The organism is Corallococcus sp. AB038B (assembly GCF_003668955.1).
In the GTDB taxonomy this organism is placed as follows: Bacteria; Myxococcota; Myxococcia; order Myxococcales; family Myxococcaceae; genus Corallococcus; species Corallococcus exiguus.
Map to the genome: position 1 here is coordinate 290,194 of NZ_RAWO01000009.1, position 19,116 is coordinate 309,309.

At 69.1% G+C, this 19,116-nt stretch carries 13 protein-coding genes; 10 read left to right on the top strand and 3 right to left on the bottom strand.

Annotated elements, in window-relative coordinates; all coding sequences use genetic code 11:
* Positions 1–70: 70 nt before the first annotated feature.
* The 6 genes from D7Y04_RS29905 (at position 71) to D7Y04_RS46610 (ending at position 11,939) form a co-directional block, all read left to right on the top strand.
* Positions 71–2,257 carry a putative metal-binding motif-containing protein gene (locus D7Y04_RS29905; RefSeq protein WP_120599756.1) on the top strand — a complete coding sequence of 729 codons (2,187 nt, stop codon included), beginning with the start codon at positions 71–73 and terminating at the stop codon, positions 2,255–2,257.
* Between the two features lie 56 nt (positions 2,258–2,313).
* The gene (locus D7Y04_RS29910) at positions 2,314–4,560 is read left to right on the top strand and encodes a putative metal-binding motif-containing protein (RefSeq protein WP_121761475.1); all 2,247 of its coding nucleotides are present in this window, start codon (positions 2,314–2,316) and stop codon (positions 4,558–4,560) included.
* A 56-nt stretch (positions 4,561–4,616) separates the two neighbouring features.
* A complete protein-coding gene (locus tag D7Y04_RS29915; RefSeq protein WP_121761539.1) occupies positions 4,617–6,794 on the top strand; it encodes a putative metal-binding motif-containing protein in 2,178 nt (725 codons plus the stop codon).
* 132 nt (positions 6,795–6,926) lie between these two features.
* Complete coding sequence (locus D7Y04_RS29920) at positions 6,927–7,511, top strand: DUF642 domain-containing protein (RefSeq protein WP_121761476.1); 585 nt, start codon at positions 6,927–6,929, stop codon at positions 7,509–7,511.
* A 273-nt stretch (positions 7,512–7,784) separates the two neighbouring features.
* Positions 7,785–8,372, top strand: coding sequence for a DUF642 domain-containing protein (locus D7Y04_RS29925; protein ID WP_121761477.1), 588 nt, complete (start codon positions 7,785–7,787; stop codon positions 8,370–8,372).
* Between the two features lie 186 nt (positions 8,373–8,558).
* Positions 8,559–11,939: an ATP-binding protein gene (locus D7Y04_RS46610; protein ID WP_121761478.1), complete on the top strand. Its 3,381-nt coding sequence runs from the start codon at positions 8,559–8,561 to the stop codon at positions 11,937–11,939.
* Positions 11,940–11,943: 4 nt separating this feature from the next.
* On the opposite strand, the gene D7Y04_RS29935 is transcribed toward D7Y04_RS46610, so the two are convergent.
* Positions 11,944–14,349 (bottom strand): ABC transporter permease, encoded by a 2,406-nt coding sequence (locus tag D7Y04_RS29935; protein WP_121761479.1) that lies wholly within the window; start codon positions 14,347–14,349, stop codon positions 11,944–11,946.
* A 167-nt stretch (positions 14,350–14,516) separates the two neighbouring features.
* Between D7Y04_RS29935 and D7Y04_RS29940 the strand changes: the two genes are divergently transcribed.
* The 4 genes from D7Y04_RS29940 to D7Y04_RS29955 all read left to right on the top strand — a co-directional run bounded on the left by D7Y04_RS29940 (position 14,517) and on the right by D7Y04_RS29955 (position 17,057).
* Positions 14,517–15,299, top strand: a complete 783-nt coding sequence (locus D7Y04_RS29940; protein ID WP_120598739.1) for a class I SAM-dependent methyltransferase — start codon at positions 14,517–14,519, stop codon at positions 15,297–15,299.
* Positions 15,300–15,314: 15 nt separating this feature from the next.
* Positions 15,315–15,773, top strand: coding sequence for a YdeI/OmpD-associated family protein (locus tag D7Y04_RS29945; RefSeq protein ID WP_120598740.1), 459 nt, complete (start codon positions 15,315–15,317; stop codon positions 15,771–15,773).
* 80 nt (positions 15,774–15,853) lie between these two features.
* Positions 15,854–16,498 carry a hypothetical protein gene (locus D7Y04_RS29950; RefSeq protein WP_147477219.1) on the top strand — a complete coding sequence of 215 codons (645 nt, stop codon included), beginning with the start codon at positions 15,854–15,856 and terminating at the stop codon, positions 16,496–16,498.
* A 43-nt stretch (positions 16,499–16,541) separates the two neighbouring features.
* On the top strand, positions 16,542–17,057 hold the full coding sequence (locus D7Y04_RS29955; RefSeq protein WP_120598742.1) for a hypothetical protein: 516 nt from the start codon (positions 16,542–16,544) through the stop codon (positions 17,055–17,057).
* Here the strand turns inward: D7Y04_RS29955 and D7Y04_RS29960 are convergent.
* Positions 17,024–17,986 (bottom strand): bifunctional 2-polyprenyl-6-hydroxyphenol methylase/3-demethylubiquinol 3-O-methyltransferase UbiG, encoded by a 963-nt coding sequence (locus D7Y04_RS29960; protein WP_121761481.1) that lies wholly within the window; start codon positions 17,984–17,986, stop codon positions 17,024–17,026. The genes D7Y04_RS29955 and D7Y04_RS29960 overlap by 34 nt on opposite strands.
* Positions 17,987–18,010: 24 nt before the next feature.
* A complete protein-coding gene (locus D7Y04_RS29965) occupies positions 18,011–19,039 on the bottom strand; it encodes an NAD(P)-dependent alcohol dehydrogenase (RefSeq protein WP_233601635.1) in 1,029 nt (342 codons plus the stop codon).
* Between the last annotated feature and the right edge of the window lie 77 nt (positions 19,040–19,116).

Consider the following 19,116-nt stretch of genomic DNA (forward strand, 5'->3'; position numbering starts at 1 on the left):
TTGACGGGGAGTCGGGGTCTTACCGGCCCCGCTCCCCTGCCCCGGGAAGTGTTGAGTACAGTGCAGCGCCATGTATCGGCTCTGCCTGTTGGGATGTGTGGTGTTCCTGGCCGCCTGTGGGGAGAAGGCTCCCGACGAAGGCGCCATCCGTGTGTCCGTGAAATACGGCACCTTCAAGCCCGCGTGCGTGCGCGTGGAGGTGGAGGACACGAACGGGCATGGGGACCGGACGGACATCCTCTCCAGTCAGTTCAAGAACGCGGAGAAGAACGAAGTCCTGGTCGCGGTGCGCCGGAAGGCGGACTGGGACACAGCGCTGAACGTGACGGCGTCTTCATACGCGTCCGCGACCGCGACCGGTTGTGACGGCCCCTTCGTGGAGCAGCATTCGAGCGGTGGGCCCCTCTCCATCGTCGCCAAGAAGTTCACGAACTTCGATGTGAAGTTGAAGGCGACGGACGGGGATGGGGACGGCCATCTGGCCGGGGCCATGTGGGACGAGCCCGAGGACTGCGATGACTCGGACCCGGCTAGGTACCCTGGCGCCGTGGAGACCTGTGGTTCGACCGTGGACTTCAACTGCAACGAGCGGACGGGCTGCCAGGAGGCGAACTGCTGGGGCAATCCTTGCGACGACGGCAATGCCTGCACGACGGGGGACCGCTGCGAGGGCTCGGGCCTGGATGCGAAGTGCGTGCCCACGCAGACGACGATGTGTACCCAGCCCACGGGCGTCTGCGACGCACGTCAGGCGTGCAATCCCGCCTCCGGACTCTGCGAGGCCACAGAGTCCACGGTCGGCAAGACATGTGACGACGGGAACCTCTGCACGAACGCAGACAAGTGCGGGGCCGACGGGAAGTGCGCGGGCACCGCGCGCACGTGCGACAACACGACGGCTCAGTGTCTGGCCAATCAAGGTTTGTGCAATCCGGACACTGGCAATTGTGTCTTCACCCCGCTTCCGGCCACCACCTCCTGTCAGGACCCGCTCACGTGCACTACGGGCGACCACTGCGATGGAAGCGGAAACTGCGTGGGCACGCCTGGAATCTGCACGCCAAATCCCTGCTATCGCGTGAAGCAGCAGTGCTCGGCGAACAACGAGTGCGAATACGAGGTGGACCTCAACGGGGCCTGCACGACTTCGGGTGGAGTTCCAGGCGTGTGCATGGCGGACGCCAGCTGCTCTTCGTTCCCCTATCAGCCCTCCAACTTCGATCCGAACACCATCGCGGGCGCGGACATTGGTGAGCTCAGGACCTCCGGGAATGTGACGTTCGATACCACCAGTCGGACCTGGTCTCCGCAAGGCCAGGTCCCGACCCGGGACACGATCAAGTTCGTGCTGCTTGACCAGGGCGCCGGAAACCCACAGGCCGTGCTCATCCCGGTGAAGGTCCTTGAGCTGAATGGAAGCCTCACCATCACCGGTCCCAACCCCGTCATCTTCGCCGTCTACGGATCGGCGACCGTGGCCCAGTCGATTCTCGCCACGGGCACCATCGACAACCCCAGCACCGCGTGCGGTACGTCCCAGGGCGGCGCGGGGACCGTCGTCGGCAGTACGGGTGGTGGCGGTGGCGGTGCGGGCAACGGCACCGCCGGTGCGGACGGGGGCAAGTCCTACAACAACAATAACAACCAGGGCACTGCGGGCATCAACCGCGCCACCGGGCCCGTACCGCTTCTGGGTGGCTGCCCGGGTGGAAACGGCGGTGCGGGCTCGTCCAGCAGCAGCAAGGGCGGACCTGGAGGAGGTGCCATCCAGCTCTCCGTCGCACGCACCCTGACGATTGATAAGACCCTCTCCTCGAGTGGGAATGGTGGAGCCGGCGGCACCGCGGGGGGCGGCGGTGGTGGCGGCAGCGGCGGCCAGGTGGCGGTGGAAGCCTTTCAGCTGAATCTCACCGCCGCCGCTCGCATCACTGCCAATGGAGGCGGTGGTGGTGAGGGCGGAACGACCACCAGCAACGCGGGGAACCCTGGAGCCAACGGCAGTCAGGACTCAGCAACTCCTGCCGGTGGCGGAACGGGGCGAAATGACACCGGGGGCGCGGGCGGTGCCGGCGGCGCTGGGACGGCGCCCCCCGCCAAGGGCACGGATGGAACCCGGGACGGCTTCGGCACTGAAGGGTCTGGCGGTGGCGGTGGCGGTAGCGTCGGCATCATCCACCTGCGCAGCGTGCAACCCTGCGCGTTGGCCACCGGGCATGTCATCAGTCCACCCGCCTCCACTTCCTGCACGCAGCCCTGACCTCTCCCCTTCCGCCAGGTTTCAGCGGAGAGGGGACGGCAGGTACAGTAGGAGTCATGTATCGGCTCTGCCTGTTGGGATGTGCGTTGCTGCTGGCCGCCTGTGGCGCGAAGGCTCCCGACGAGGGAGCCGTCCGCGTGTCCGTGAAGTACGGCACCTTCAAGCCCGCGTGCGTGCGCGTGGAGGCCAAGGACGCGAAGGGGAACCAGGAAGCCACGGACATCCCGTCCGGCCAGTTCAAGAACGCGGAGAAGAATGAAGTCCTGGTCGCGGTGCGCCGGAAGGTGGACTGGGACGCGACGCTGGGCATCACGGTGTCGTCGTACGCGGTGACCGAGGGCAACCGATGCGCGGGGGAGCCGGTGGAGCGATTCACGAGCCCCGCGCTCACCGTCGTCCCCAAGGAGTACACGCGCTTCGACGTGGCATTGATGGCGTTGGACGGCGACGGCGACGGCTCCCCTACCGGCATCGATTGGGCTGGCATCTCCGACTGCGACGACACGCGGGCCGACGTCCGACCGGGCGCGGTGGAGCAGTGCGACACGTCCATCGACTACGACTGTGATGGGAAGAAGGCGTGCGCGGACAGTGACTGCGCGGAGAAGACGTGCACGGACGGCGACCTGTGCAACACGGGCAAGCGGTGCATCGGCGTGGGGACGGCGGCGCAGTGCGGAGGTGGCACACCCAAGTGCACGCAGCCCGTGGGTCAGTGCCAGTCGACGGTGACGTGTGAGACCTCCACGGGTGCGTGCATCGAAGGGAACGTGCAGGTGGGCGCCGCCTGCGACCCCGGCAACCTGTGCATGACCGATGGCCGTTGCACGGCCGACAAGCAGTGCGTGGGCACCCTGAAGACGTGCACCACGCCAGCGAACTCCCAGTGCCAGGAGTCCACGGGCACCTGCAATCCGACCAATGGCACCTGTGCGTACGCCTCCAAGCCGGTCACCACCTCCTGCACGGACGGCGACGCCTGCCATGATCCGGGCTTCTGCAATGGCAATGGCACGTGCATCGGGACGGACACGCCCTGCCCTCCCACGGAGTGCAATACCGTCGCGGGCTGCACGGCGAACAACTCCTGCGTCTACGCGGGGGACCCGGCGCAGCTCAACCAGCCCTGCAGCGAGAACAACTCGGGGACGCCGCGCGTGTGCACCGCGACGGGCTTGTGCATCGCGTTCCCCTACACGCCCAGCAACTTCAATCCGAACGTCATTCCTGGCGGTGAGATCGGCGAACTGAGGACCACCGGGCCGGTGGTGTTCGACACGGGGACGCGAACCTGGACGCCCCAGGCGAACGGAGGCCCGGACACCACCGCCTTCAAGGTCCTCACGCAGCCCCAGTCGGGCGGTGCCCCGGAGATCCTGCTCATCCCGGTGCGGACCCTAGCCCTGGGCGGCGAACTGCGCATCGTGGGCACCCGTCCGGTCATCCTCGCCGTGTATGGGGATGCGACGCTGAACCACGACATCCTGGCCAGCGGGCGCATCGTGAACGGTGCGCCGGTTCCGGGCGGCGGCGGCAATCAGCAGTGCGCGTCGTCGAAGGGAAAGGACGGAGCGTACAGCGGGGGGCAGGGCGGCGGAGGTGGTGGCGCGGGCGGAGCGACGGCTGGAGCGAATGGAGGAAGGGGCTACAACGCCAATGCCACTCGGGGCGACGCAGGCCCACAGCAGTCCTCGACATTCACGCCGCTCATCGGAGGGTGCCAGGGAGGCAATGGCGGAGGCACGGGCACCACGGCCGGTGGACTGGGCGGTGCTGGCGGTGGCGCCCTCCAAATCTCTGTCGCCAGGACGCTCACCGTCGGGAAGGTCCTTTCCGTGAGTGGTGGCGGCGGCCTGGGCGGTAAGGCGAACACCTCCCCCACCCAGGCGGCGGGCGGTGGAGGAGGCGGAAGCGGGGGCCGCATCGTGCTGGAAGCCTTCCTGGTGAACCTGAGTTCGGATGCGCGACTCACCGCCAATGGTGGCGGCGGCGGTCAGGGCGGCGGCGCCAGTGGCATTCTCGCGAACAACGGCGGGGATGGCGCGAGTGGCAGAGAGAACAGCGGAAGTAGCGCGGGAGGCGGCACAGGCGACAGCGTTACGGGTGGCGGCGGCGGCGCAGGTGGCGCTTCGAGCAATCCCGTCACAGGCACTGATGGGACAACAGCCCTTGGCGCAAACGGCGGTGGCGGCGGCGGCGGTGGCGCCGTGGGCTCCATCCACCTGCGCAGCGTCCAGAGCTGCACTCAGGCAGCCGGGCATGTGATCAGCCCCGCGGCCACGGGAGGCTGCATCCCTCCCTGACCTGCCTCCCGCCTGGAATTCCAGCAATGGAGTGCTGGCGGGTACAGTGCGGCACCATGCGTCTGTTCTGTCTATTGACCTGCGTGGTGCTGCTGTCCGCCTGCCGTACGAAGGATCCCGCCGAGGGCGTGCTTCGCGTGACGGTGAAGTACGTCTCCCTGGAGCCCCGCTGCGTACGCGTGGAGGTGGAGGACGGCGTCCATGAAGTGAAGACAGACGTCCCCTCCAGTGAGTTCCAGGATCCCGGCGCCAAGGAGTTTCGGCTCGCCATGGTCCGCAAGGCGGACTGGAACCGGCTGATGCATCTCACGGTGACTTCGTTCAGCGCGGTCAGCGGCACGCAATGTGCGGGAACGGTCGTGGAGGTTCGCCGCAATCCCTCGATGGACGTCCCCCCGGGGACCTCCGCCGACTGGAGCGTGACGCTGCGGGCAACGGACGCGGATGGTGATGGCTACTTCGCGGAAGCGCCTGGATCGGAGAGGCCCGACTGCGACGATTCGAACCCGGCCGTGCACCCGAACGCCCCGGAGTCCTGCGGTTCCACCGTGGACTTCAACTGCAATGAATTGGTGGGCTGCCAGGAGGCGAACTGCTTGGGCACGCAGTGCGACGACGGCGATGCCTGCACGCTGAATGATCGCTGTGTGGGCACGGGCATCGAGGCGCGGTGTGCCCCCGAGAGAACGAAGACCTGCCCCCAGTCCGGCGGCGCGTGCCAGCCACGGCAGGAGTGCAAGCCCGACACCGGCATGTGCGAGACCGTCAGTTCCCCCGAGGGACAGGCCTGCGACGACGGCAACAAGTGCACGAACGCAGACAAGTGCGACGCCAACGGGACGTGCTCGGGCACCCCGCTGTCTTGCACCACCACGGAGAAGTGCTTGGCGGCCCAGGGCACCTGCAACGTGAACACCGGCACCTGTGAATTCACGCCGAGCCCCAACACGACGCCCTGCCAGGACAACATCACGTGCACCGAGCCGGACCTCTGTGATGGGAACGGGAAGTGCGTGGGAGTGCCCAGGGCCTGCACGCCGCCGCGGTGCCAACGGGTCAAGCAAGTCTGCACGGCCACGACCGAGTGCGAGTTCGAGCCCGATGTCAACGGAACCTGCACGACCTCAGGAGGCGTTCCCGGCGTGTGCCAGGCGGACCTCACGTGCGCCCCGTTCCCCTACCGGCCCTACAACTTCGACCCGAACTCCATCGCGGCCGCGGACATCGGTGAGCTCAAGACCAGCGCGGACATCACCTTCAACACCGCCGACCTGAGCTGGAACCCCGCCAGTGCCATCTCCACCGTGGCGTCACTCAAGATCGTGTCGATGCCGCAGCAGAATGGGAATCCGCCCGTGCTGCTCATCCCGGTACGGACCCTCGAGCTGAATGGAACCCTGCGAATCACGGGCCCCTCCCCCGTCATCCTGGCTGTCTATGGCGACGTAAGCCTCAGCCAGTCGATCCTGGCTTCGGGCAGCATCACGAACCCCACTGCGGCCTGCGGCACCTCCCAGGGAGGCAACGGCACGTACAGCAACAAGAGTGGCGGTGGTGGCGGCGGCGCGGGAAATGGCACCCCTGGCGTGGACGGAGGCAAGGGCCTCAATAGTCAGAACCATGGTACCGCAGGTACCTTCCGGCCCACCGGGGCCGAGCCCCTTCTGGGAGGCTGCCCGGGCGGCAACGGTGGCGGCAATGGTTCCGCAACGCCCGGCACGGGTGGAGCCGGAGGAGGCGCCATCCAACTGTCGGTCGCGCGCAACCTGACAATTTCGAAGGCCGTCGGCGCGAGCGGTTTCGGAGGCCAGCAGGGCATCGGCGGTGGCGGTGGCGGTGGCGGCAGCGGCGGCCGGGTAGTGCTCGAAGCCTTCCAAGTGACGCTCACTGTGAGTGCTCGCATCACCGCCAATGGCGGCGGCGGCGGCCAGGGGGGTTCCAGCACCAACAATGATGGCGTGAGTGGAGCCAATGGCAGCGAGGACTCCGCGACGCCGGCCGCTGGCGGTACCGGGGGGACCGCCACAGGAGGCGCTGGCGGTGCCGGTGGCGCAGGCATTTCTGCACCCGTCAAGGGCACTGACGGAATCAGGGATGGCTTTGGCACCGAAGGTAGCGGCGGCGGAGGCGGAGGCGCCGCGGGATTCATCCACCTGCGCAGCGTCCAATCCTGCTCCCTGGCTGCCGGACACCTGATCAGCCCCCCAGCCTCAGGCGGTTGCATGGCCCCCTGACCCGCCTGGGCACCAACAGACCCAGCAACCACCAATGTGAAGTTTCACACACTTCATGTGAAATCATGTACGGTATGTTTCGCCTGTCGCACGACGCGCGGGCGAAACACATCTCAGGGGGAATCACATCATATGAATGGCAAGCAAATGCTGCGTCGCGGCGCGGTGGTGGGCTTTGGCTTCTTCGCGCTGATGGGCTGTGGGGGCCCGGATTCCGTGATCCAGGAGCCGGAACTCGGCAACGTCGAGCAGGGCATCCTCGTGTCGACCAACGGCAGCTTCGAGAACAACGCCATCGGCAATTTCAACTACGTGGTCCTCAACGCCGGTAGCACGGCGCTGCCGGGATGGACCATCACCGCGGGCATCAAGGTGATGAAGAACACGTACAAGACGCCGCAGAACGGCGTGCAGTCCATCGACCTCAACGGCCTGGGCGCGGGCTCCCTGTACCAGGACGTGCCCACCGTCGTCGGGGGCGGCTACACGGTGACGTTCTACGTGTCCAACAGCCCCGCCTGCGCCACCGTGTCCCGGTCGGCCACCATCAACTACGGCCCGTCCAGCGCCAGCTTCTCCAACGCGTCCGCGTCCTGGGGCCTGCGCACCTACGTCTTCAACGCCACCAGCACCACGTCGCGCATCACCCTCACCAGCACCTCCGGTGGCGTCGGCTGCGGCTTGGCCATCGACAACCTCCAGGTGAACGGGCCGTGATGCAAGCGGTCCGCTGATCCATGCGGGCTCAGGGCCGCTGCTCCCCTACTCGTGGGGCGGCGGCCCTCTCTGCTCCTGGACGGTGGACCCGGGGTCGCATGGCCGCCCTGCTCCATTCCACAGGCGCAGCCTCCGGTTCTGACCCGCCTGGAGGGCAGCAGTCAGCGCAATGACATCACCCGCCAAGCCATACACACTGGGAGTGAACACACCTAGAGTGTGTTTCGCCCGTCATGAAGCACGGGCGACACATCTCAACGGGAATCACACCACATGAATGGCAATCACATGCTGCGTCTTGGCACCCTGGTGGGCTTTGGCCTCTTCACGCTGGCGGGCTGTGGAGGGCCGGACGCCGCGCTCACCGAGCCGGAGCTGAGCAGCGTCGAGCAGGGCATCAACGTCGCCACCAATGGCAGCTTCGAGACCCACGCCATTGGCTCGGTCAACTCCGTCATCCTCAACGCCGGGAGCACGGCACTGCCGGGGTGGACCATCACCTCCGCCATCAAGGTGATGAAGAGTCCGTACAAGGCGGCGCAGGATGGGGTGCAGTCCATCGACCTCAACGGCTACGACTGGGGTTCCTTGTACCAGGACGTCCCCACCGTGGTCGGCGCCTACTACTCGATCACCTTCTACGCATCCGTCAGCCCTGCCTGCGCCACCGTGAGGCGGGAGGCTACGATCAGCTACGGCCCGAAAACCTCCGCGTTCTCCACGACGTCCGGCGCATGGAGCCAACCGCGCATGTACGGGTTCACCGCCACCAGCACCACCACGCGGATCGAATTCACCAGCACCTCGACGTTCACCAACTGCGGTCTGGCCATCGACAACTTCAAGGTGAGCGGACCGTGATGCGCGCGGTCCGGTGACCTGGGCCGCGGACGGTTGCCTGGTCACCCTCCAGGCGACCGTCGTTCATCGATGCACGTTTCGCCAGGGCCTCAACTCTGCGCACTGGCCATCGCCCCGCGAAACCCCGAAGTTCCATGACCCAGCAGTGGCCTCCACTCTTGAAGGCGCGCCTGGGCGTGGAGGCACATGGGCGCGGTGGACGACATCCTGCGAGGCGGTGGCGCGTGTGGCGCCCTGCTTCGGCAGGTGGACTGGGCGAAGACGTCCCTGGGCCCCGTGGAGACCTGGCCCCAGTCGCTGCGCACGGCCGTCAGCATCGTGCTCGCGTCCGACTATCCGCTCTACGTCGCGTGGGGTCCGGAGTTCGTCCAGTTCTACAACGACGCGTACCGGCCCATCTGCGGGCGCACGAAGCACCCCGCCGCCTTGGGGCAGGCCGCGGCCGTCACCTGGCCGGAGGTCTGGCACATGCTCGGCCCCGGCTGGGAGCGCATGCGCCAGACCGGCGAGGCCATCTTCGTCAATGACCTGATGATGCCGCTCGACCGCAACGGCTTCGTCGAGGAGTGCTACTTCACCTACAGCCACTCGCCCGTGCGCGACGAGTCCGGCGACGTGGCGGGCATCTTCGCGGCGCTCACGGAGACCACCGGACAGGTGGTGGGCACGCGGCGGCTGGACATGCTGCGCGAACTGGGTGCCTCCACCGCGGACCGGGCCACCACGGACGACGCCTGTCGCGAGGCCATGCGCGTCATCGCCGCGGCGCCGCTCGACGTGCCCTTCGCCCTGCTCTACCTGGTGGACGACGCCACCGGCACCGCGCGGCTCGCCGGGACGAGCGGGATAGCGGCGGGGGATGCGCTCGCTCCCGAGTCGATTCCCCTCCCGGACAGCACGGGCCAGTCGCGCGCGGATTGGCCCCTGGGCTACGCCGCGAGCACCCGCGCGGCTTTCCTCTGGGAGAGGCTGCCAGGGGAGACAGGCACCGTCTCGGTGGGGCCGTGGCCGGAGGGAACGGCCTCCGCGTGGGTGCAGCCCCTTCCGCGCGTGGAGCATGCGCGGCCCGCGGGCTTCCTGGTGACAGGGCTGAGCCGCAGGCTGGCGCTGGATGAGAAGTACCGGGGCTTCCTGGAGCTGCTGGCCCGGGGCGTGACGACGGCCATCTCCCAGGCCCGAGCCCGCGAGGAGGAGCGTCGCCGCGTGGAGGCGCTGGCCGCGTTGGATCGCGCGAAGACGGACTTCTTCAGCAACGTGAGCCACGAGTTCCGCACGCCGCTGGCGCTGATGCTGGGGCCGGTGGAGGACGGCCTCCAGGACCCGCTGGAGCCGCTCGGTCCCCGGCAGCTCGAACGGCAGCGGACGGTGCACCGCAATGGCTTGCGGCTGCTCAAGCTCGTCAACACGCTGCTGGAGTTCTCCCGCATCGAAGCGGGCCGCCTGCACGCGACCGCGGTGCCCACCGACCTCGCCGCGCTCACCCGCGGGCTCGCCAGCGGCTTCCGCTCCACCGTGGAGCGCGCGGGCCTGACGCTCGACGTGGACTGTCCCCCGCTGCCGCACCCCGTGAAGGTGGATCCGGATCAGTGGGAGAAGGTTGTCCTCAACCTCGTCTCCAACGCGTTCAAGTTCACGCACCAGGGCGGCATCCGCGTGAGCCTGCGCTGGCAGGGAACGCAGGTGGAGCTGCGCGTGGCGGACACCGGCACGGGCATTCCACCGGAGGAGCTGCCGCTCATTTTCGACCGCTTCCACCGCGTGCAGGGCGCGCAGGGACGCAGCTACGAGGGCAGCGGCATCGGGCTCGCGCTGGTGCGGGAGCTGGTTCGCCTGCATGGCGGCGACGTGCAGGCGGAGAGCCGTCCCGGCCAGGGCAGCACCTTCACGGTGACGCTGCCCGCGGAGGCGTCCTCCATGGCTGACGCTCCACGGGAGACGGCGGAGTCCACGTCCGCGCGCGTCCCGACGAGCGCGACCGCCGCGGCGTTCCTGGAGGAGGCGTCCGGCTGGTTGGGGCCGGAGAGTACGCCGGCCATGCTCGCGGTCGACGCGGCCCCCGCGCCCCTCATGAGGACCGTGGGCGGCCATGTCTTGTTCGCGGACGACAACGCGGACATGCGCGCGTATGTGCATTCGCTGCTCGCGGACCGCTTCGAGGTGACGCTCGCGGCGAACGGGCTGGAGGCGCTGGAGTCGTGCAGGGCCCGGATGCCGGACCTCGTCATCAGCGATGTGATGATGCCGGAGCTGGATGGTTTCGGGCTCCTGCGGCGGCTGCGCGAGGACCCGGCGACGGTGCACGTGCCCGTCATCCTGTTGTCCGCGCGCGCCGGCGAGGAGGCCACGGTGGAGGGCCTGCGCATGGGCGCCACCGACTACCTGGTGAAGCCGTTCTCCGCGCGGGAGCTGCTGGCGCGCGTGGAGGGCAACCTCGCGGCGGCTCGGGCGGGCCGGGAGCAGCGCCTGGCGGAGAGGGAGCGCGAGAAGCTGATTGCCGTGGTGGAGCAGTCCTCGGACCTCATCGGCATTGGAGGACCGGACGGACGGGCGCTGTTCGTCAACGAGGCGGGCCAGCGGATGCTGGGACTGGAGGGGCCGGAGGCGGTGCGGATCACGCACCTGTTCGACTACTTCCTGGAAGAGGACCGCGCCTACGTGCGCGACGTCATCCTGCCCAGGCTGCGCGAGCACGGGCGCTGGGACGGCGAGTTCCGTCTCCGCCACTTCCGCACCGGAGCGGCGATCCCCGTCCACTACAACTTCTTCACGCTGCGCGATGCCGCGACGGGCGAGGACATGGGCATCGCCACGGTGAGCCGCGACATCACCGAACGCCACCGGCGCGAGGCGGAGGCGCGGGAGCAGCGGGAGTTCGAGCAACAGCTCATCGGCATCGTCAGCCACGACCTGCGCAATCCGCTCAACGCCATCCTCCTGTCGGCGAATGCCCTGCTCCAGCGCGATGACCTGGGGGATCGCGCGACCAAGAACACCGGTCGCATCATCAGCAGCGCCGAGCGCGCCAACCGCCTCATCCGCGACCTGCTGGACGTGACGCAGGCGAGGCTGGGCGGAGGGCTGCCGGTGCAGCGGCGCCGCATGGACTTCCACGAGGCCACGCGCCACGCGCTGGAAGAGGTCCAGGTGGCGTTCCCGGAGCGGCAGGTGCTCCTGGATCAACAGGGCGACGGCCTGGGCTCGTGGGACGAGGAGCGGCTGGGCCAGGTGGTGCAGAACCTGGTCACCAACGCCCTTCGCTACGGCGAGCCGGGCTCCACGGTGCGGGTGTCCACGCGCGAGGAGGGGGACGACCTCGTCCTGGAAGTCCACAACCGGGGCCGGCCCATTCCGCCGGAGATGCTGCCCACCCTCTTCCAGGCCATGCGGCGCGGCCACCATGACGAAGGCCGCTCCTCGCGCAGCGTGGGGCTGGGGCTCTACATCGTGCAGCAGGTGGCGCGCGCGCACGGAGGCCACGTGAGCGCGACCTCCAGCGAAGAGGCCGGAACGACGTTCACGGTCCGCATGCCGAGGGAAGCGCCCCCCGCCTACGACACCGTGTCCTGAAGCCCTATTCGTCCGCCCGGAGCGCGATGGCGGGCGTCACGCGCAACGCGCGGCGTGCGGGCAACCAACTGGCCACGAGCGCCACCGCGCCCAGCAGCAGGGGCACGCCTCCGAACGTCAGGGCGTCCAGCGCGCCCACGCCGTAGAGCATCCCCGCGAGGCCGCGCGCGAGCACCGCCGCTCCCACGAGCCCCACCCCCACGCCGATCGCCGCCAGCCGCAGCCCCTGCCCCACCACCAGCCACAGCACCTGCCGGTCCGTCGCGCCCAGCGCCATGCGGATGCCCAGCTCGCGCGTGCGCTGGCTCACCGTGTACGCCAGCACGCCGTACAGCCCCACGCCCGCCAGCGTCAGCGCGAGCACCGCCATGGCCGTGAGCAGGCCGCCCATCACCCGCGTGCGGCCCAGGCTCTCCTCCACCACGGCCTCCAGGTCGCGCACCTGGACCAGCGGCAGGTTTGGATCCACTGCGCGAAGCTGTTCGCGCAGCGCGGGCAGCAGCGCCTGTGAGTCCCGGGTGGCGCGCACGGCGACGACCATGAACAGGCCCTCGAATTGATCCATGGGCAGGTACACCTCCGCGCGCGGCTCCTCCGCGAGGCTCGCGTGGTGCACGTCGCCCACGACGCCCACCACCTCCCGGAACGGCTCGCCATTGAGCGTCAGCCGTGCGCGCTGGCCCAACGCGGAGCCCTTCGACAGGAAGCGCCGCGCGAAGGTCTCGTTGACCACCATCACCGGCGCCGCGCCTGCTCCGTCCGTGGAGTTCACGTCGCGGCCCTCCTTCAGTGGGATGCGCAGTGTGGCGAAGTAGCCGTCGCTCACCGCGCGGAAGTTGACCGCTTCGCGCGCCTGGGCCTCCGCCTCTGTCTCACCGGGAAGCACCACCGCGCTGAAGCCGTTGCGGTTCCACAGCGGCAGCGTGCTGGCCAGTCCTGCCGACTGCACCGAAGGCAACGCCCGCACCCGCGTCAGCAGCTCCGCGCTCACCTGCCGTCGATGGGTGTCATCCCTCCCGTAGGCCTCGCGGGGGAATGACAGGTCCATCGCGCTGACGCCTCGCGGGTCGAAGCCCGGCGCCACGGAATGCAGCGCATGGAGCGTGCGCAGCATCAGGCCCGCACCCACCAGTGGCACGAGCGCCAGCGCGACCTGCGCGACCACCAGCACGGCCCTCGCACGCATCGGTCCGGTCGCGCCCTTCCCTCCGCGAAGCCCCCCGAGCGCCCCCTTCGCCTCCGCGCGGGATGCGCGCAGCGCGGGCACCAGGCCGAAGAGGACGCTGGTCGTCAGCGACAGGCCCGCCGCGATGGCGAGCACGTGCGGCTCCAACCGGAGCTCCTCCGGCGACACGACCTCTCCGGGGACGAACACACGCAGGAGGTCCATCCCCCACAGCGCCAGCAGCAGACCCGCCGCGCCGCCCATCAGGGCCAGCACCGCGCTCTCCACCAGGAACTGCCGCACCAGCCGTCCCCGGTCCGCGCCCAGCGCCGCGCGCACCGCCACCTCGCGCTCGCGGGCACTGGCGCGCGCGAGCAGCAGGTTCGCCACGTTGGCGCACGCCACGCACAGCACCAGCGCCATCACTCCGGCCAAGAGCCACAGTTGCTCGCGCGAGGTCTCCACCACCTGCTCATGCAACGGCACCAGCCGCACCCCGGGCGCCGCTTCACGCCCGCCCATCGTCGCGGCCCATGCGCGCGAGTGCTCCTCCAGCTCCGCGCGGGCGCGCTCCAGCGGGACACCCGGCCGCAACCGGCCCACGCCCCGCAGGTACAGCTCCTCCGAAGCCTGCCCCGGGGGCGCGGGCATCAGCGGCTTCCACAGGTCCACGCCCGGCCAGAAGCGGAACGACGCGGGCAGCACGCCCTGGACGACATGGGGCGCACCATCCAACGTGAGCGTCTGGCCCACCACGTCCGCGCGTCCACCGAAGTGGCTCCACCAGAAAGCGTGGGACACGAGCACGCTCCGGTCTCGCCCTGGCCCCTGGGACTCCGGTCCGAAGTCCTGTCCACGCTCGGGCCGCACGCCCAGCAGTGACAGCAGGCCCGGCGTCGCGAGCCCCGCGCGCACCCGCTGCGCCGCGCTCGGGCCGGTCAGCGTGTAGTCCATCGCGGTGGCGCCCTCGATGGCCTGGAACGCGCCCGGACGCTCGCGCCACGCCTGGAGGTACGAGTACGCCACACCGCCCCGCTCACGCTGCGGCGTGGACTGGTAGAGGCGCAGCAGCTCCTGGGGTTCGGGGTACGGCAGGGGCTTGAGCAGCACCTGATACACGAGGCTGAAGACCGCGGTGGTGGCCCCGATGGCGAGCGCGAGCGTGGCCACCACGACCGAGGTGAACACGGGCTCGCGGCGCATCCGGCGCAGCGACAGGCGGACGTCTTGGAGGAGCTGGGACATGGCGTCGGTCCGGGGCGGGCTGCAACTCTAGCGCCACGGCCGCCTGGTGGGGCCGAGGGCCCAGGGGACGGACGCGCGGTGTCCGCTCGTGGCACGTGGTGTCCCGCAAGCGGACAGTGACCTTCTTTTCGGAAGGCAGGCGCGGGTGCGGGCGATATGGATCGCCCATGCGAAATGCACTGATGGCGGCATCGTTCCTGGCCCTCGCGGGCTGTTCCCACTCGACGCCCACGGCTCCGGTGGCCTCCACCCAGACGCAGGCGACGGCCGTGTCCGCACAGGCGCTGGTGGATGCGCCGGACCGCACGGAGGCGGACCGCAAGCTGGACGCGGGCCGGCATCCGGCCGCCCTGCTGGAGTTCGTGGGCGTGAAGCCCGGCATGCACGTGGCGGAGCTGATGGCGGGTGGCGGCTACACCACGGAGCTGCTGGCGCGCGCGGTGGGGCCCGAGGGCAAGGTGTACGGCGAGAACCCCAAGGTCGTGCTGGAGCGGTTCGCGGAGAAGCCTTGGCAGGAGCGGCTGGCGCGGCCGATGAACCAGAACGTGGTGCGCCTGGACCGTGAGCTGGACGCGCCCTTCCCGCCCGAGCTGAACGGCACGCTGGACGCGGTGGTGAGCCACATCATCTACCACGACACGGGATGGCTGGGCGTGGACCGGGCGAAGATGAACGCGGCGGTGTTCCAGGCGCTCAAGCCGGGCGGCGTGTACGTCATCCTCGACTCCAGCGCGAAGCCGGGCACGGGCATCACGGAAGGCCAGACACTGCACCGCATCGACGAGCAGCTGGTGCGTGACGAGGTGCAGGCCGCGGGCTTCCAGTTCCAGGGGGAGAGCAAGACCTGGCGCAACCCGGAGGACACGCGCGACTGGAGCTCCAGTCCGGGCGCCGCGGGAGAGCGCCGGGGCACGAGCGACCGGTTCGCGTTCAAGTTCGTCAAGCCGTAGGCCAGGGACACGCTCATGGCCGCGCGCAAGTTCAAGGCGAAGCTCGAGATTGCCAACGACCAGGGAGGCCGGTTCGTGCGCTGTCCGTTCGACAGCCGCGAGGAATACGGCGAAGCCCGGCCGCCCGTGGTGGGCACCGTCAACGGCCAGCCCTTCCGGAGCCGGTTGATGGTGTACGGAGGCATCACCTACCTGGGCTTCACCAAGGATGTGCGCGAGGCCGCGGGCGTCGAGGACGGCGCGATGCTGAGCATCACGCTGGAGAGGGACACGGCACCTCGGGAGATCGAGGTGCCGGAAGACCTCCAGCGTGCACTGGACGCGGAGCCCGCGCTGCGGGACGTCTTCACGAACCTGGCGTTCACGCACCGCAAGGAGTTCGTGAAGGCGCTCACCGAAGCGAAGAAAGAAGAGACCCGCGCCCGTCGCCTGGCCCAGACGCTGGAGAAGCTGCGCGCCAAGGTGGCAAAGTAGCCTCGGAGGCACACGAAGACATGGTCCCCAGGTGGCTTCGACTCGAGGAGGAAACGACCCTGTGGCGGGCAGTGCCCATCGTGGCGCTGCTGCTGCTCCTGGTCGCGGTGGTGTCCTTCGCCCCGTTTCCCCAAGCGCTGCGGATGGGTTACAGGAACAGCCCGCTCGCGGCCGCGACGGGGCTGTCCTTCGTCCTGGCCATCGCGGCCATCCTGTCACGGGCACTCAAGCCGAGCCGGCTGCTGTCGGTGCTCTCAATGCTCCTGGCCGTACCGGTGTTCCTCTTGATGCTCCTGGCGACGGCGGTGGCCTTCGGCCCGTTTGCTCTGCTGCTGCCGGATTTCCCATTCGTGCTCGTGGCGGGGCTGTTCTTCGCCCTGGCCGTCCTGGAAATCCTGTCACGGACGTCCAAGCCGAGCCGGCGGTTGTCGGTGCTCGCACTGCTCCTGGCCGCACCAGTGTGCTTCTTCTTCTCTGGCACGGCATACCAGCTCCGCGGGCTGTACCGGCTTCATGCCGTGGCGACCGAAGCCTGCCGGGCCGCTCGCGAGAATGCCCAGCCGACGTCCGATGACGCCTTCGAACATGCCGTCAGGCTCGCGAAGCTGTCGCCCTCACAAAGCGCTTCCATGGTGCTGAGCTGCAACAGCCAGTTCGATCGGGTCTACATCACCAATGGCTTCGACCCGGTGTGGGGGATCTCCGACGACGGGGTCCTGCACTGAGCCCTCGATGGACCGCCAGGGGAATGAAGTAGCATCCGCCCCGATGACCTCTCCTCGTCCAGCGCCTTCTGCCCACGCCCAGTCCCAACAGAAGACGCGCCTCCTCGCCTGTGGCGCATCGGCCCTGCTCTTCGTGCTCGCCTGTGCGACGCCCGCGATGACCGTGTTCAACGCGAACAAGCGTGACGAGGAACAGATGTGGGGCCTGGCGCTGCTGCTCATGGGTTGGTTGGGGGTGTTCACCATGCAGTTCGGTTGGTTCGCGAACCCCCTGATGTGCGTGGCCTTCGTCATGCTCCTGGTGGGTGCGGACCGGAAGGCGCTCTGGGTCGGCGGCGCGGCGTGCGTCCTCGGACTGACGTCGCTCACCTGGTACATCAATCCCATCCCCGCGGATGAAAGCGGCGGGGACCGCTACCTGGAGCTGCTCTACCCCTCCATTGGCTTCATCTTCTGGCTGGGCAGCCTGCTGGTGATTCCTCTCACCGCCCATCACCTCTCGCAGCCCGAGGCGGAGTCCAAGGCTCAGGCGTCTTCGTCACCCGAACCGGAAGCCTGACCTCTCACCGCCGTGAGCAGCAGGTCGTACTTGCCGCCCAGGAACGTGCGGAAGCCGTGCTGGTGCAGATAGCGGCGGTAGAAGGACAGGTCCTTCACCAGCAGCGACAGGTCCGGCTCGCGCAGGTTGCGCACGCGCGCGCCGTACACGACCTCCCCATCGCGGAAGCGTGAGTTGGGGAAGCCCAGCACCAGCGACGCCTTGGGTTCCAGGTGCTCCTGCACCAGCTTGCGCAAGAGCGCCCGGTCATCCACGCCCGGGCTCTGCAACGTGCCCACCGACACCACCGCGTCGAAGCGGCCCAGGTCCGAGGGCAACGCGTTCAGGTCCGCCTGCACGAACGCATGGCGCGGATCCGGGAACGCCGCCCGGGCCTCCACCAATGCGCTCGCACTGTGGTCCACGCCGACGAAGCGGATGCCCTCCACCTCCGCGAACGCGGCCAGCTCATCCCCCCGGTTGACGCCCAAATCCAGGAGCCTCGCGCCCGGTGGCAGCGCCAGCCGCCCTACCGCCTCCAGCCAGGGCAGCAGGAAGCCCGCGTCCTCGAACTTCCGCACGCGCGAGAAGTCGGACGTGGCGCCATAGCGCTCCTGTGGCGCGTCCGTCCGTGTCCCGCCTCCCGCGTGCCACGAAGCCTCCGAGCCCAGCGGCTCGAACGTGAGCCGCACGTGCGTCGCATCCACCCCGCGAGGCGTGCGCAGGCGGCACGACAGCCCCTCCGCCAGATCGCACCAGCTCCGCAGCGGCCGGTGCACGAGCCCACCCTCCACGCGCTCGCCGGGATAGCGCCCGTGGCCCAGGTCCGGATCCGGCACGTCGATGGACACGGGCCCGGACGACACCAGCGCCTCCAGGTGGCGCAGGACGACGACCAACGGCTCGTCTTGGAAGCGGCGTGGGCTTTCGGCGGAGGGATGCGACGACATGCGCCGCACCCTACTCCGCGTGGCTCAGTGGGACTCCACCACGATCTTCCCGAACGCGCCCTTCCGCAGGTGCTCCAGCGCGGCGGGCAGGGCCTCCAGCGGATAGCGCGCATCGATGACCGGCTTGAGCCCGGTGGCGTCCACCGCGCGCACCAGGGACTCCAGCGCCCTCCGGGTGCCCACGTTGATGCCTCGAATCGTGGGCTCCTTGAGCAGGAGCGGCCCGGACGGCCCCGTCACCGTGAAGCCCTCGAACACGCCAATCACGGAGATGGTCCCGTGCAGCGCCACCGCCTCGATGGACCGGCCCAGGTTCGGGCCGCCCGCCAGCTCCAGGATGTGGTCCACGCCCCGGTCCGCGGTGATGCGGTAGACGGCCTCCACCCAGTCCTCGCGCTCGCGGTGGATGACATGCGTCGCGCCCAGCGACTTCGCGCGCGCCAGCTTCTCGTCGCTGCCCGACGTGACGATGACGTCCGCGCCCTGGGCCCGAGCGAGCTGCAACCCGAACAGCGCCACGCCGCCGGTCCCCTGCACCAGCACCGTCTGTCCCGGACGCACCGGGCCGTTCTCGACCAGCGCGGTCCACGCGGTCAGTCCCGCGCACGGCAGCGTGCTGGCCTCACCCGCGTCCAGCGTGGTGGGCGCCTTCACGAACCAGTCCTCCGGAAACGCGACGTACTCCGCGAGCACGCCCGGGTACGCCCCACCCAGCGTCTTGTACGGAGGCACTCGCGCCGTCCCCAGCGCTGGCCCGTCCAGGCGCCCCGGCGAGAACGTGGAGATGACCTTCTCTCCCACCGCGAACCGCGTCACGCCCGCGCCCACGGCCGACACCACGCCCGCCAGGTCCGAGCCCGGCGTGAACGGGAACGCCAGGGACAGTCCCATCCCGCTCTCCATCACCAACAGGTCCCGGTAGTTCAGCGACACGGCCGCGACCTTCACCAGCACCTCGCCGGGACCGGGCTCCGGAACCGCCACGGTCCGCAGGTGCGGTCCATCACGTCCCACGGCATCCAGCTCCCAGCGCTTCATCGTCGAAGTCCCCACGCGCACGGCTCCTTGCAACAGGTTCGCAGGGGAAGGTATTGGCGAAGGAATTTCCCCGGTGGCGACAAGAATTCCTT